We start from the raw sequence: 13989 nt of genomic DNA on the forward strand, positions 1-13989 counted from the left end.
GCCCGCCCCAGCCCCAGGTCGATGCGCCCCGGGTACAGCGAAGCCAGCGTGCCGAACTGCTCGGCGATCACCAGCGGCGCGTGGTTGGGCAGCATGATGCCGCCGGAGCCGACACGGATGCGCCGCGTGCCGCCGGCGACATGGCCGATGACCACCGCCGTGGCCGCGCTGGCGACACCCGGCATGTTGTGGTGCTCGGCCAGCCAGAAGCGCTCGTAGCCCAGCGATTCCGCGTGCTGCGCGAGCCGCAGGGACTGGGCGAGCGCCTCGGCGGCGGTGCCGCCCTGCACGATGGGGGCGAGATCCAGTACGGACAGCACGGTCATGCATTCATTCTCCTGCTCACAAGCACACGAATGAAAAAAGCCCGCGCAAGGCGGGCTTTTTTCATTCACCGGACACTGTGACGGCTCACTTCCAGCCGGTCAGCTCGGCGATGGCGGCACCCAGCAGCGCCGGGTTCGACACCGTCTTCACACCGGCGGCCTGCAGCGCGGCGAACTTGTCTTCCGCCGTGCCCTTGCCACCGGAGATGATGGCGCCGGCATGGCCCATGCGCTTGCCCGCGGGCGCGGTGACACCGGCGATGTAGGACGCCACCGGCTTGGTCACGTACTGCTTGATGAACTCGGCAGCCTCTTCCTCCGCCGAACCGCCGATCTCGCCCACCATGATGATGGCTTCGGTCTGCGGGTCGTCCTGGAACAGACGCAGCGCATCGATGAAGGTCGTGCCCGGAATCGGGTCGCCGCCGATGCCGATGCAGGTCGACTGGCCGAAGCCGAGGTCGGTGGTCTGCTTCACGGCTTCATAGGTCAGCGTGCCCGAGCGCGACACGATGCCGACCTTGCCCGGCAGGTGGATGTGACCCGGCATGATGCCGATCTTGCACTCGCCCGGGGTGATGATGCCCGGGCAGTTCGGGCCGATCAGGCGCACGCCGCCCTTGCGGACGATGTATTCCTTCACGAACAGCATGTCGATGGTCGGCACGCCTTCGGTGATGCAGACCACCAGCTCGATGCCGGCGTCCACGGCTTCCAGGATCGAATCCTTGGCGAACGAGGCCGGCACGTAGATGACCGAGGCGTTGGCGCCGGTCTTCTCCACGGCTTCGCGCACGGTGTCGAACACCGGCAGGCCGAGGTGGGTGGTGCCGCCCTTGCCCGGGGTCACGCCGCCGACCATGTTGGTGCCGTAGGCGATCGCCTGCTCGGTGTGCATGGTGCCTTGCGAGCCGGTGATGCCCTGGCAGATCACTTTCGTGCTTTTGTTGATCAGGACACTCATGTTCAGGCTCCCACAGCTTTGACGACGAGCTCGCCCGCTTCGTTCAGCGAGGCGGCCGGGGTGATGTTGAGGCCGGACTCGCGCAGCTTCTGCGCGCCCAGCTCGGCGTTGTTGCCTTCGAGGCGGACCACGACCGGCACCTTGACGCCGACTTCCTGCACCGCGCCGATGATGCCTTCGGCGATCATGTCGCAGCGCACGATGCCGCCGAAGATGTTGACCAGCACGGCCTGCACGGAGTCATCGGAGAGGATGATCTTGAAGGCTTCGGTCACGCGTTCCTTGGTGGCGCCGCCGCCGACATCGAGGAAGTTGGCAGGCTGGCCACCCTTGAGCTTGATCAGGTCCATGGTAGCCATGGCCAGGCCGGCACCGTTGACCATGCAGCCGATGTTGCCTTCGAGGGCGACGTAGTTCAGCTCCCACTCGGCGGCGCGACGCTCGCGCTCGTCTTCCTGCGTCGGGTCGTACATGGCCTTCAGCTTCGGGTGACGGTACAGCGCGTTGGAGTCGATGACGATCTTGGCGTCCAGGCAGTGCAGGTTGCCGGCCTCGGTGATGACCAGCGGGTTGATTTCCAGCAGGGCCAGGTCGAGGTCGGCGAACATCTTGCCGAGACCGGTGAAGATCTTCACGAACTGCTTCACCTGCTCGGCGTTGAGGCCGAGCTTGTAGGCCAGTTCACGGCCCTGGTAGGCCTGCGGGCCGACCAGCGGATCGATGGCGGCGGTGAGGATCTTCTCGGGCGTTTCGTGGGCGACCTTCTCGATCTCCACGCCGCCTTCGGTCGAGGCCATGAACACGATGCGACGCGTCGCGCGGTCCACCACGGCGCCCAGGTACAGTTCCTTGGCGATGTCGGTGCAGCTCTCGACGAGGATCTTGGAAACCGGCTGGCCCTTGGCGTCGGTCTGGTAGGTCACCAGGCGGGTGCCCAGCTTGTCGCGGGCGAAGGCTTCGACTTCGTCCAGGCTCTTGACCAGCTTGACGCCGCCGGCCTTGCCGCGGCCACCGGCGTGGACCTGGGCCTTGACCACCCAGACATCGCCACCGATGCGCTCGGCGGCGGCGCGGGCCTCTTCCGGCGTGGAGGCGGCGAAGCCCTTGGACACCGGCAGTCCATATTCGGCAAACAGCTGCTTGCCTTGGTACTCGTGCAGATTCATCGTGTGATCACCACTCGTTTGTTGCGCCGGTCAGGATCTCTGGCCGACTGTACTGACCGTCACGCCATCCGCGGATGATCGCGACGGAAAATGAACCGGGGGCCTTCCGGCCCCCGACATATCTCACTTCTTCTTGCGCTGGATGGCGTGGATGGCACGGCCGTCCACGGCCAGGGCGGCCTCGTGCACCACTTCCGACAGCGTCGGGTGGGCGAAGCACATCAGCTGCAGGTCCTCGACACTGGCACCGAACTCCAGGGCGATCAGGCCCTGGTGGATGATGTCGCCGGCCGACGGGCCGATGACATGCATGCCCAGCAGGCGATCGCTCTTGGCATCGGCGACGAACTTCACGAAGCCGGCATTGTCGTCGGCGGCAAGCGCACGTCCGTTCACCGCGAAGGCGAACTGGCCGGTCTTGACCTCGAAGCCCTCGGCCTTGGCGCGCTCCTCGCTCAGGCCCACCCAGGCCACTTCCGGATGCGTGTAGATCACCGAGATGATNAGCATCTGGCCGCGCACCAAGTCGCCGATGGCGTAGACGCCGGGCACCGAAGCGCGGCACTGGTTGTCGACATGCACGAAGCCGCGCTCGTCGAGCGTGACGCCCGAATCGGCGCTGAGCAGGCCGGTGGTCACCGGACGACGGCCGACGGCGACGATGAGCTTGTCGAAGACCTCGACATGCTCGCCCTTGGCATCGGCGTAGGTGACCTTGACCTGGCCGCCGTCAACGGCGGTGCCGGTAACGCGGGCGCCGAGGCGGATGTCCAGGCCCTGCTTGGTCAGCAGCTTCTGCGCTTCCTTGGCGATGGCGCGGTCGGCGATGGCGAGGAACTGGTCGACAGCCTCCAGCACCACCACTTCCGCACCCAGGCGCGACCACACCGAGCCCAGCTCGAGGCCGATGACACCGCCGCCGATGACGCCGAGGCGCTTCGGCACTTCCGGAAACTCGAGGGCGCCGGTGGAATCCACCACGATGCCGTCGACCAGCGGCGCGGCCGGAATCTCGATCGGCTTGGAGCCGGAGGCCAGGATCACCGACTTGGCCTGGATGATCTGCACCTCGCCTTCGTGCGGGGTGAACTCGACCTGCTTGCCGGCCAGCAGCTTGCCGCTGCCCTGCAGCCAGGTGATGCCGTTGCCCTTGAGCAGCTGGGCGATGCCGCCGGTGAGCTGGTCGACGACCTTGTCCTTGCGCGCCAGCATGGCGCCGACATCGAGGCCGATCTCGCCGGTGGAGATGCCGTGGCTGGCGTAGCCGGCCTTGAGGTCATGGTACTTGTGCGAGGAATCGAGCAGGGCCTTGGAGGGGATGCACCCGACATTGAGGCAGGTGCCGCCCAGCGCGGGCTTGCCCTTGTGGATGCGGCGCTCGATACAGATCACCGACAGGCCGAGCTGGGCCGCGCGGATCGCCGCCTCGTAGCCGCCCGGGCCGCCACCGATCACCACTACATCTGCTTGTTGCGTCATGCTTGCTGCACTCTCTGTTTGCCGCCGCGGATGCAGCGGACTGGCAGTTCACCGCCGCGCTGCGGCGGACTGGTCGCTAGGCAGCGGCGCCTCTCGTGAAGGCGCCGCCAGGCTGGTGCGGCTCCCCGGTCGGGAGCCGGCACATCAGATTTCCAGCAGCAGGCGGGCCGGATCTTCCACCAGTTCCTTGATCGCGACCAGGAAGCTCACCGCTTCCTTGCCGTCGATCAGGCGGTGGTCGTACGACAGCGCCAGGTACATCATGGGCAGGATCACCACCTGGCCGTTCACGGCCATGGGGCGGTCCTGGATCTTGTGCATGCCGAGGATGGCGGTCTGCGGCGGGTTCAGGATCGGCGTCGACAGCAACGAACCGAAGACACCGCCGTTGGAGATGGTGAAGGTGCCGCCGGTCATGTCATCGATGGACAGCTTGCCGTCGCGCGCCTTCTTGCCGAACTCGGCGACGCCCTTCTCCATTTCCGACAGGCTCATGTGCTCGACGTTGCGCAGCACCGGCACCACCAGGCCGCGATCGGACGACACGGCAACGCCGACATCCTGGTAGCCGTGGTAGACGATGTCGTTGCCGTCGATGGAGGCGTTCACCGCCGGGAAGCGCTTGAGCGCCTCGACCGCGGCCTTGATGAAGAACGACATGAAGCCCAGGCGCACGCCGTGGACCTTCTCGAACTTGTCGACGTACTGCTTGCGCAGGTCCATGACCGGCTTCATGTTGACCTCGTTGAAGGTGGTCAGCATGGCGGTGGACTGCTTGGCGTCGAGCAGGCGCTCGGCGACCTTGGCGCGCAGACGGGTCATCGGCACGCGCTTCTCGACGCGTTCGCCCACGGCCAGCGACAGCGCAGGCGCTGCTGCGGCCGGGGCCGGCGCAGCAGCAGGCGCGCTCTTGGCGGCCTGCACATCAGCCTTGGTGACACGACCGCCGGCACCGCTGCCGGCGACGGCGGCGATGTCGACGCCTGCTTCCGCTGCGGCCTTACGGGCAGCCGGGCCGGCAGCGGCCGGTGCGGCGGCGGCAGGCGCCGGCGCAGCAGCCGGGGCTTCGGCGGCCGGGGCCGGCGCGGCCGCGGCGGCACCCTCCTCGAACACGGCCAGCACTTCCTGCGACAGCACGGTATCGCCTTCGTTCTTGAGCACCTGGGTGATGACACCATCGGCGGGCGCGACGACTTCCAGCACCACCTTGTCGGTTTCGATGTCGACGATCAGCTCGTCACGAGCAACGGCTTCACCGGGCTTCTTGTGCCAGGTGGCCACCGTGCCGTCGGCGACGGATTCGGGGAACACCGGGGCTTTGATTTCCAGACTCATCTCGGATTTTCCTTATGCTCGTCAGTTCAGGCGGTCTTGCCGCCGAGGGCATCGGCGACCAGGGCCGCCTGTTCTTTTGCATGCAAATAGACCGAACCGCAAGCGGGCGCCGCCGAAGACGGACGGCCGGCGTAGCGGATGGTCAGGTCGGGGCGCCACTGGCGCATCACGCGCTCCAGATTGTGACGGGTGTTGTACCAGGCACCCTGGTTCATGGGCTCCTCCTGGCACCAGGCCACGTCCTCGACCTGGGTGAACGGCGCCAGCGCTTCGACCAGGCGCTTGTCCGGGAACGGGTACAGCTGCTCGACACGCACGATGGCGACCTCGTCGAGCTGCTGCTCGCGGCGCTTCTCCAGCAGGTCGTAGTAGACCTTGCCGCCGCAGATGACCACGCGCTTGACCTTGGCCGGATCGAGCTTGTCGATCTCGCCGATGACGGTCTGGAAGCGGCCGCTGACCAGCTCCTCCAGCGGCGACACGGCCAGCTTGTGACGCAGCAGGCTCTTCGGCGACATGATGATCAGCGGCTTGCGCAGCGGGCGCACGACCTGGCGGCGCAGCAGGTGGAAGATCTGCGCCGGAGTCGACGGCGTGCAGACCTGCATGTTGTGCTCGGCGCACAGCTGCAGGAAGCGCTCCAGACGCGCGGACGAATGCTCCGGACCCTGGCCCTCGAAGCCGTGCGGCAGCAGCATGGTGAGGCCGCACAGGCGCTCCCACTTGGTCTCGCCGCTGGAGATGAACTGGTCGATGACGACCTGGGCGCCGTTGGCGAAGTCGCCGAACTGGGCCTCCCAGATGATCAGCGCGCTCGGCGTGGTGGTCGAGTAGCCGTACTCGAACGCCAGCACCGCCTCTTCCGACAGCAGCGAGTCGTAGATCTCGAAGCGGCGCGGCAGGCTGCTGATCTGCTGCAGCGGGATGAAGGGCTGGTTGTCCTTCTGGTTGTACATGATGGCGTGGCGGTGCGAGAACGTGCCGCGACCGACGTCCTGGCCGGTGATGCGGATCAGGGTCTCGTCCTGCAGCAGCGTGGCGTAGGCCATGACCTCGGCCGCACCCCAGTTCAGCTCGAGGTTGCCGGACCACATGCGCTGACGGTCTTCGAGGACCTTCTGCACCTGGCGCTGCACCACGAAGCCTTCCGGCAGCACGCCCAGCTGCTTGCCCAGCGCGTTCAGCACGGGCATGGGCACACCGGTGTCCCAGTCATCGACCACGGCATGGTTGAGGTAGGGCGTCCAGTCGACGAACAGGCTCTTGTTCGGCTCGCGCACGCGCTCCTTCACCACGCTGTGGCCGGCATCGAGGTCCTGGCGGTAGGCGTTGACCAGCGCCTCGGCCTCGCCGGCCGGAATCGTGCCCTGCTTGAGCAGGCGATCGGCATAGAGCGCGCGCGTGGTCGGCAGGTTGTTGATGACCTGGTACATGACCGGCTGCGTGGCGGCCGGCTCGTCGGCCTCGTTGTGACCGCGGCGACGGTAGCAGTACATGTCGATGACCACGTCCTTGCGGAATTCCATGCGGAAATCCAGGGCCATCTGGGTCACGAACAGGACCGCTTCGGGATCGTCGCCGTTCACATGGAAGATCGGCGGCTGCACCATCTTGGCGACACCGGTGCAGTACTCGGTCGAGCGTGCGTCGTCAATGCGGCTGGTGGTGAAGCCGACCTGGTTGTTGATCACGATGTGCACGGTGCCGCCGGTGCGGTAGCCGCGCGTCTGCGACATCTGGAAGGTTTCCATGACCACGCCCTGACCGGCGAAGGCGGCGTCGCCATGAATGCTGATCGGCAGCACCTGGCGGCCATCCTGGTCGCCGCGGCGGTCCTGGCGGGCGCGCACGGAACCTTCGACCACCGGAGACACGATCTCCAGGTGCGACGGGTTGAACGCCATGGCCAGATGGACTTCGCCGCCAGGCGTCATCAGGTTCGAGGAATAGCCCTGGTGGTACTTCACGTCGCCCGAGCCGGACTTGTGGAAAGTCTTGCCTTCGAACTCGTTAAACAGCTCGGCCGGGTTCTTGCCCAGGATGTTGACCAGCACGTTCAGGCGGCCGCGATGGGCCATGCCGATCACGACTTCCTTGGTGTTGTACGAGCCGGCACGCTGGATCAGCTCGGCCACCATCGGGATCAGCGCTTCGCCGCCCTCGAGGCCGAAGCGCTTGGCACCGGCGTACTTGGTGCCGAGGTACTTTTCCAGGCCTTCGGCGGCGGTCAGCTGCTCCAGCAGCTGGCGCTTGGTCTCGGCCGAGAACGCGGGGTTGCCGCGCTTGCCCTCGAGACGCTGCTGGATCCAGCGCTTCTCGGCGGTATCGACGATGTGCATGTACTCGATGCCGATGCTGCCGCAGTAGATGGCCTCCATGGCCTCGACCATTTCGCGCAGCGTGCTCTCGCCCTTGCCGATGGCGAGATTGCCGGTCTGGAACACGGTGTCGAGATCGGCCAGCGAGAGACCGTGGGTGGCGAGGTCGAGATCAGGCACCTGGGGGCGCGGCATGAGGCCGAGCGGGTCGAGGCGCGCTTTCTGGTGGCCGCGGTTGCGGTAGCCGGCGATCAGCTGCAGAACACCGACCTGCCGGCGCTCGTGCTCGGTGCTGACGCTGCCGACAGGCGCCGGCCGGGCACGGCTGGAATTCTTGGCAAGCAGGAGGAACTGTTCACGCACACCATTGTGCGGCGTGTCCTGGCTGATGCCCGCGACACGGGGGAGCTTTTCGAAATAGGTCCGCCAGTCTTCGGGAACCGAATTTGGCGCTACCAGATACTGTTCGTAGAGTTCTTCGACATAGGCTGCATTCTCGGCAGAGAGTTGAGACGTACTCCACTGCCGCTGCATTTGGCCGTCTTGCATGATTATTATCCCAATCAGGGGACAACAGGCTGCTAACCCGGCCTTGCTCAGGCCTTGTCCCCCTTCCGACTTTCACCGCGGCACCTTTTTGGGGCGCCGCGACCCACACCACTTCACTTTTGAGCAATCTGGTGCATTCAACTGTCAGGCCGCGCCGGAGGCACGCCACGAGATCAATCTTCTAGGCCGGCAGGCAGTCGTCGTGCACGAGAACATGCCTGCACAGCACGCATCGTTCGGACCGGCTGATACTAGCGCGAATGGCGTAGCCGAGGAACCACTACGAAAGTGGGACGGACAGAAAATCCGATAAATTCACGACCGCCGGAAAAGAAAGGCCCCGACCGGCGGAACCTGTCGGGGCCCTGCCCGCCCGGACATGATGCCGGGCGGGAGAGACAGCTGACGGGACTCAGGAGCCCTGGGTCAGCAGCATGTTGCGGATGTGGCCGATGGCACGCGTCGGGTTGAGACCCTTCGGGCACACGCTCACGCAGTTCATGATGCCGCGGCAGCGGAACAGCGAGAACGGGTCATCCAGCTTGGCCAGGCGCTCGGCGGTAGCGGTGTCGCGGCTGTCGGCGAGGAAGCGCCAGGCCTGCAGCAGCGCCGACGGACCGAGGAACTTCTCGGGGTTCCACCAGAACGACGGGCACGAAGTGGTGCAGCAGGCGCACAGGATGCACTCGTACAGACCATCGATCTTCTCGCGATCTTCCGGCGACTGCAGGCGCTCGATGGCCGGCGCCGGCGTGTCGTTGATGACGTAGGGCTGCACCTTCTCGTACTGGGTGTAGAACATGGTCATGTCCACCACCAGGTCGCGGATGACCGGCAGACCGGGCAACGGCTTGACGATCAGGTGGTTGCCGCCCTTGGTGGCCTGGGACACCGGCACGATGCAGGCCAGGCCGTTCTTGCCGTTCATGTTGAGGCCGTCGGAGCCGCACACGCCTTCGCGACAGGAGCGGCGGTAGGCCAGGCCGTCATCCTGTTCCTTCACCAGATTGAGGACATCCAGCACCATGAGGTCACGGCCCTGGGTATCGATCTGGTATTCCTTCATGTACGGCTCGCGGTCCGTCTCCGGGTTGTAGCGATAGATGCTGACTTTAAGCATGTTGCACCCCTGAATTAGTAAGTACGGGCCTTGGGCTGGAAGGCCTTGACCTGCTTCGGCGCGAAGTTGACGGCGCGCTTGGAGACCTTCTTGCTGTCGGTGTGGTACAGCGAATGGGCCAGCCAGTTCTCGTCGTCACGATCCGGATAGTCTTCGCGGCTGTGGGCGCCACGCGACTCGGTGCGGATCTGCGCGGCCAGCGCGGTGGCCTCGGCGGTCTCGAGCAGGTTGTCCAGCTCCAGGGCCTCGACACGGGCGGTGTTGAAGGCGCCGCTCTTGTCCGGCACGTGCGCCTTGCCGATGCGCTCGCGGAGCTCGGCGACGGCGACCACGCCCTTGTCCATGTCCTCGCCGCGACGGAAGATGCCGAAGGCGCTCTGCATGGTGCGCTGCAGCTCCTTGCGCAGCGACGGCACGGACTCGCCGCTGACCGAGCTGTTCCAGCGCGCCATGCGGGCCTGGGCGCGCTCGACGTCGGACTCGGAGGGCTGGCGCTGCTCCAGACCCTGGCGCAGGGCATCCTCGATGTGCAGGCCGGCGGCGCGGCCGAACACCACCAGGTCGAGCAGCGAGTTGCCGCCCAGGCGGTTGGCGCCGTGCACCGACACGCAGGCGATTTCGCCGACGGCGTACAGGCCCGGGATGATGAAGTCGTTGCCGCCGGCGTCGACGCCGATGGCCTGGCCGTGAACGTTGGTCGGGATGCCGCCCATCATGTAGTGGCAGGTCGGGATGACCGGGATCGGTTCCTTGACCGGGTCGACGTGCGCGAAGGTCTCGGCCAGCTCGCAGATGCCCGGCAGGCGGCTGTGCAGCACTTCCTTGCCGAGGTGGTCGAGCTTCAGGTAGACGTATTCGCCATCCGGACCGGCGCCGCGGCCTTCGCGGATCTCGGTCGCCATGGAACGGGCGACGACGTCGCGCGAGGCGAGGTCCTTGGCGTTCGGGGCGTAGCGCTCCATGAAGCGCTCGCCATCCTTGTTCAGCAGGTAGCCGCCTTCGCCGCGGCAGCCCTCGGTGACCAGCACGCCCGCGCCGGCGATGCCGGTCGGGTGGAACTGCCACATTTCCATGTCCTGCAGCGGAATGCCGGCACGGGCCGCCATGCCGACGCCGTCACCGGTGTTGATGTGGGCGTTGGTGGTCGAGGAATAGATACGGCCGGCGCCGCCGGTGGCGAACACGGTGGCCTTGGACTTGAAGAACACGACTTCGCCGGTGGCGATTTCCATGGCGATGACGCCGCAGACGGCGCCATCCTGGTTGCGCACCAGGTCCAGGGCCAGCCACTCGATGTAGAACTTGGTGTTGTTCTTCAGGTTCTGCTGGTACAAGGTGTGCAGCAGCGCGTGACCGGTACGGTCGGCGGCGGCGCAGGTACGGGCAGCCTGGCCGCCCTCGCCGAAGTTCTTCGACTGGCCGCCGAACGGGCGCTGGTAGATGCGGCCTTCCTCGGTGCGCGAGAACGGCAGACCCATGTGCTCGAGCTCGAACACGACCTGCGGGCCGACGGCGCACATGTATTCGATGGAGTCCTGGTCACCGATGAAGTCGGCGCCCTTGACGGTGTCGTACATGTGCCAGCGCCAGTCGTCGTTGGGGTCGGCGGAGGCAATGGCGCAGGTGATGCCGCCCTGGGCGGACACGGTGTGCGAGCGGGTCGGGAAGACCTTGGAGATCAGCGCGGTCTTGAAGCCGGACTGGGCCAGCTGCAGGGAAGCACGCATGCCGGCGCCGCCGCCACCCACGATGACGGCATCAAAATTCACGGTACGGATATTCGACATGACTCAGTTTCCCCAGATGATCTGAATGCCCCAGATGACGATGACGAACATCGCGATCGCCATGGCAATCTGCACCAGCAGGCGCAGCACATCGGCCTTCGGCCCTGCATGGCTGGCGGTCAGATAGTCGGTGGTCACCGTCCACAGGCCGATCCAGCCATGCGCGACGAACGACAGCAGGGCCAGCAGCGTGAAGATGCGCATGGCCGTGGTGGTCATGAAACCGTGCCAGGTTTCATAGTCGAGGCCGGGGTGGCAGACGATAAAGCCGAACAGCACCACCGTGTAGACAGCCAGGATGACGCCGCTGACACGCTGCAGCAGCCAGTCGGACAGGCCCGAACGGGAAAAACTCGTTGCGCTCTTCATCACAGCACCACCCACACGAAGGTTGCCGCGATGCCCGCGGCGGAAAGCAGCAGAACCGCGGTCGCGAAGCGGCGACCGCCCTCCAGGGACTCACCGATGCCCCAGTCGGCAATCAGGTGCTTGACGCCGGCGAGGAAGTGGTAGACCAGACCGGCCAGGCCCACGAACAGCACCAGCCTGGCGAACAGGCCGGACAACAGTTCCTGCACCTGCGCGAAGCCCTCGGGCGACGACAGCGAGCAGCTCAGCAGCGCCAGCAGGCCCGGCACCACGAAGAACAGCAGGATGCCCGACAATCGGTGCAGGATGGAGGCGATGGCTACCGGGGACTTCAAGTTGACTTGTATGATAGTCGCCAGCGAGAGATTGACAGGTCTGTTGCTTTTCACAGATAGCGTCCTGTTGGTCTGGCCCAAGGGGCGTGGCACGGAGAGGAGAATCCAGGTCAAGTTGTTGATTTGAAAGTAATTATCACTACCAAATCAGCGCCCTTCCGGATTGCCGCGAGAGTATAATCCCGCACAATGCGTAATACAAACCGCAAGATGGCAGAAATGCGGCCGAAATGTACTTTAGGGCACATCTCTTGCTAGTACTTATGTCGAATGCGGTGATGCCAGGCACATTACATTCATTGACAATTCCGGCTTGTGATTTAAGCTACCCGCGCTTCCAATCGGACCGCCCGATCGCCGTCCTTACCCGGAGCCCGGGGACTCTCTTGGTCCCCGCCCGAGCACCGGACACCACCGACGGCACGGCAGGCCCCTCTGAGCGCTGAACCCTCTTCAGGAGACCGTAGATGACGGCCAAGAACGCGACGCTGACCATTGGCGATGAAACCCTGTCCCTGCCGGTGACCTCCGGTACCCTCGGCCCTGATGTCATCGACGTCAAGGACGTGCTGGCCAAGGGCTATTTCACGTACGACCCGGGCTTCATGGCCACCTCGGCCTGCGAATCGAAGATCACCTTCATCGACGGCGACCAGGGCATCCTGCTGCACCGCGGCTACCCGATCGGCCAGCTGGCCGAACAGGCCGAATACCTCGAGGTCTGCTACCTGCTGCTCAACGGCGAGCTGCCGAACGCCGAGCAGAAGGCCGAGTTCGCCAAGCTGATCAACAGCCACACCATGGTCAACGACCAGCTGCGCAAGTTCTTCGAAGGCTTCCGCCGTGACGCCCACCCGATGGCCATCATGTGCGGCGTGGTCGGCGCCCTCTCCGCCTTCTACCACGACAACCTCGACGTCAACGACTCCAAGCACCGCGAAATCACCGCCATCCGCCTGATCGCCAAGATCCCGACCATCGCCGCGATGAGCTACAAGTACACTGTCGGCCAGCCGTTCGTGTACCCGCGCAACGACCTGGGCTACGCCGAGAACTTCCTGCACATGATGTTCTCCGTGCCGGCCGACCCGAACTACAAGGTCAACCCGGTGCTGGCCAAGGCCATGGACCGCATCTTCACGCTGCACGCCGACCATGAGCAGAACGCCTCGACCTCGACCGTGCGCCTGGCCGGCTCCACCGGCGCCAACCCGTACGCCTGCATCTCCGCCGGCATCGCCGCCCTCTGGGGCCCGGCGCACGGCGGCGCCAACGAAGCCGTGCTGAAGATGCTCGACGAGATCGGCACGGTCGAGAACGTCGCCGGCTTCATGGAAAAGGTGAAGACCAAGGAAGTGAAGCTGATGGGCTTCGGCCACCGCGTCTACAAGAACTTCGACCCGCGCGCCAAGGTCATGAAGCAGACCTGCGACGAAGTCCTCGCCGCCCTCGGCATCAACGACCCGCAGCTGGCACTGGCCATGGAGCTGGAGCGCATCGCCCTGAGCGACCCGTACTTCGTCGAACGCAAGCTGTACCCGAACGTCGACTTCTACTCGGGCATCATCCTCAAGGCCATTGGCATTCCGACCGCCATGTTCACCGTGATCTTCGCCCTCGCCCGCACCGTCGGCTGGATCTCGCACTGGCTGGAAATGCACAGCGCCTCGTACAAGATCGGCCGTCCGCGCCAGCTCTACACGGGCTACACCCAGCGCGACTTCGTGCCGGTGGACAAGCGCTGAGCATCAGCCGGCTGCCACGCCGCATACAAAGAAAAGGCCGCCCTCGGGCGGCCTTTTCTTTATCCGGCACCTCGGCCGACCGGCGCCCGGTGCGCGCAAGCACGACCGCGGCCTGTCCGGGCACGCACAAGGCGTCGCGAAGGACGGGCTGGACTGCATCGAAAGAGCGGGAGGTTTCGCGACGGACCGCCCGCCAAGGAGCGGCCGGGACAGCGGTGTCAGACCGCCGGATGCCAGAGCTGGGCCGATGCGGTGACGCGGGCGGTGGCATCGGAGGACAGGGCCTCCTGCCAGGTGTCTTCGGCGTATTCGCGGCAGGCGCCGCAGCAGGTGGAAACGCCGGTACGCTGCTGCAGCTCCTCGAAGCTGGACACGCCGTCACGCGCGGCCTGGCGAATGGCGCGATCGGTGACTCCGTGGCACAGACAGACGTACATTGAAGAACCCCCTGCGGATGTGCCCACATTATAAATAAGACAAATTCGTATTTTCAAGA

At 65.4% G+C, this 13989-nt stretch carries 12 protein-coding genes; 1 reads left to right on the forward strand and 11 read right to left on the reverse strand.

The genetic code is table 11. The annotated features are described in order from the left end of the window. From C5O18_RS01640 to sdhC, 10 genes are all read right to left on the reverse strand, one after another. Positions 1-326: MsnO8 family LLM class oxidoreductase (locus C5O18_RS01640; RefSeq protein WP_146089169.1), on the reverse strand; the 326-nt coding region annotated here is incomplete at its 3' end. Positions 327-411: 85 nt separating this feature from the next. Further along, on the reverse strand, positions 412-1290 hold the full coding sequence (gene sucD / locus C5O18_RS01645; protein ID WP_105191136.1) for a succinate--CoA ligase subunit alpha: 879 nt from the start codon (positions 1288-1290) through the stop codon (positions 412-414). A 2-nt stretch (positions 1291-1292) separates the two neighbouring features. Further along, positions 1293-2456 (reverse strand): ADP-forming succinate--CoA ligase subunit beta, encoded by a 1164-nt coding sequence (gene sucC, locus C5O18_RS01650; RefSeq protein WP_105191137.1) that lies wholly within the window; start codon positions 2454-2456, stop codon positions 1293-1295. Positions 2457-2579: 123 nt separating this feature from the next. Then, on the reverse strand, positions 2580-3935 hold the full coding sequence (locus C5O18_RS01655) for an FAD-dependent oxidoreductase (protein ID WP_105191138.1): 1356 nt from the start codon (positions 3933-3935) through the stop codon (positions 2580-2582). Positions 3936-4079: 144 nt separating this feature from the next. After that, positions 4080-5270: a 2-oxoglutarate dehydrogenase complex dihydrolipoyllysine-residue succinyltransferase gene (odhB, locus tag C5O18_RS01660; RefSeq protein ID WP_105191139.1), complete on the reverse strand. Its 1191-nt coding sequence runs from the start codon at positions 5268-5270 to the stop codon at positions 4080-4082. A gap of 26 nt (positions 5271-5296) precedes the next feature. Continuing rightward, entirely contained in the window at positions 5297-8122 is a 2826-nt protein-coding gene (locus C5O18_RS01665) for a 2-oxoglutarate dehydrogenase E1 component (RefSeq protein ID WP_420884460.1), read from the reverse strand. Positions 8123-8549: 427 nt separating this feature from the next. Further along, positions 8550-9257, reverse strand: coding sequence for a succinate dehydrogenase iron-sulfur subunit (locus C5O18_RS01670; protein WP_105191141.1), 708 nt, complete (start codon positions 9255-9257; stop codon positions 8550-8552). 14 nt (positions 9258-9271) lie between these two features. After that, entirely contained in the window at positions 9272-11044 is a 1773-nt protein-coding gene (gene sdhA / locus C5O18_RS01675; protein ID WP_105191142.1) for a succinate dehydrogenase flavoprotein subunit, read from the reverse strand. Between the two features lie 3 nt (positions 11045-11047). Further along, positions 11048-11413, reverse strand: a complete 366-nt coding sequence (sdhD, locus tag C5O18_RS01680; RefSeq protein WP_206389685.1) for a succinate dehydrogenase, hydrophobic membrane anchor protein — start codon at positions 11411-11413, stop codon at positions 11048-11050. Further along, positions 11413-11802, reverse strand: a complete 390-nt coding sequence (sdhC, locus tag C5O18_RS01685) for a succinate dehydrogenase, cytochrome b556 subunit (protein WP_105191144.1) — start codon at positions 11800-11802, stop codon at positions 11413-11415. Before sdhC ends, sdhD begins: the two co-directional genes overlap by 1 nt. Before the next feature lie 413 nt (positions 11803-12215). On the opposite strand from sdhC, the gene gltA reads away from it, so the two are divergent. Then, the gene (gene gltA / locus C5O18_RS01690) at positions 12216-13493 is read left to right on the forward strand and encodes a citrate synthase (protein WP_105191145.1); all 1278 of its coding nucleotides are present in this window, start codon (positions 12216-12218) and stop codon (positions 13491-13493) included. Positions 13494-13711: 218 nt separating this feature from the next. Here gltA and C5O18_RS01695 read toward each other — a convergent pair whose 3' ends face one another. Next, positions 13712-13930, reverse strand: a complete 219-nt coding sequence (locus C5O18_RS01695) for a (2Fe-2S)-binding protein (RefSeq protein WP_105191146.1) — start codon at positions 13928-13930, stop codon at positions 13712-13714. Positions 13931-13989: the final 59 nt, after the last annotated feature.

The sequence above is a fragment of the Amnimonas aquatica genome (assembly GCF_002943415.1).
GTDB classification, from domain to species: domain Bacteria; phylum Pseudomonadota; class Gammaproteobacteria; order Pseudomonadales; family Moraxellaceae; genus Perlucidibaca; species Perlucidibaca aquatica_A.

Coding starts and splice junctions, on each gene's coding strand:
- sucD (WP_105191136.1), bottom strand. CDS start 1,290: ATGAGTGTCCTGATCAACAAAAGCACGAAAGTGATCTGCCAGGGCATC.
- sucC (WP_105191137.1), bottom strand. CDS start 2,456: ATGAATCTGCACGAGTACCAAGGCAAGCAGCTGTTTGCCGAATATGGA.
- odhB (WP_105191139.1), bottom strand. CDS start 5,270: ATGAGTCTGGAAATCAAAGCCCCGGTGTTCCCCGAATCCGTCGCCGAC.
- C5O18_RS01665 (WP_420884460.1), bottom strand. CDS start 8,122: ATGCAGCGGCAGTGGAGTACGTCTCAACTCTCTGCCGAGAATGCAGCC.
- C5O18_RS01670 (WP_105191141.1), bottom strand. CDS start 9,257: ATGCTTAAAGTCAGCATCTATCGCTACAACCCGGAGACGGACCGCGAG.
- sdhA (WP_105191142.1), bottom strand. CDS start 11,044: ATGTCGAATATCCGTACCGTGAATTTTGATGCCGTCATCGTGGGTGGC.
- sdhD (WP_206389685.1), bottom strand. CDS start 11,413: ATGAAGAGCGCAACGAGTTTTTCCCGTTCGGGCCTGTCCGACTGGCTG.
- gltA (WP_105191145.1), top strand. CDS start 12,216: ATGACGGCCAAGAACGCGACGCTGACCATTGGCGATGAAACCCTGTCC.
- C5O18_RS01695 (WP_105191146.1), bottom strand. CDS start 13,930: ATGTACGTCTGTCTGTGCCACGGAGTCACCGATCGCGCCATTCGCCAG.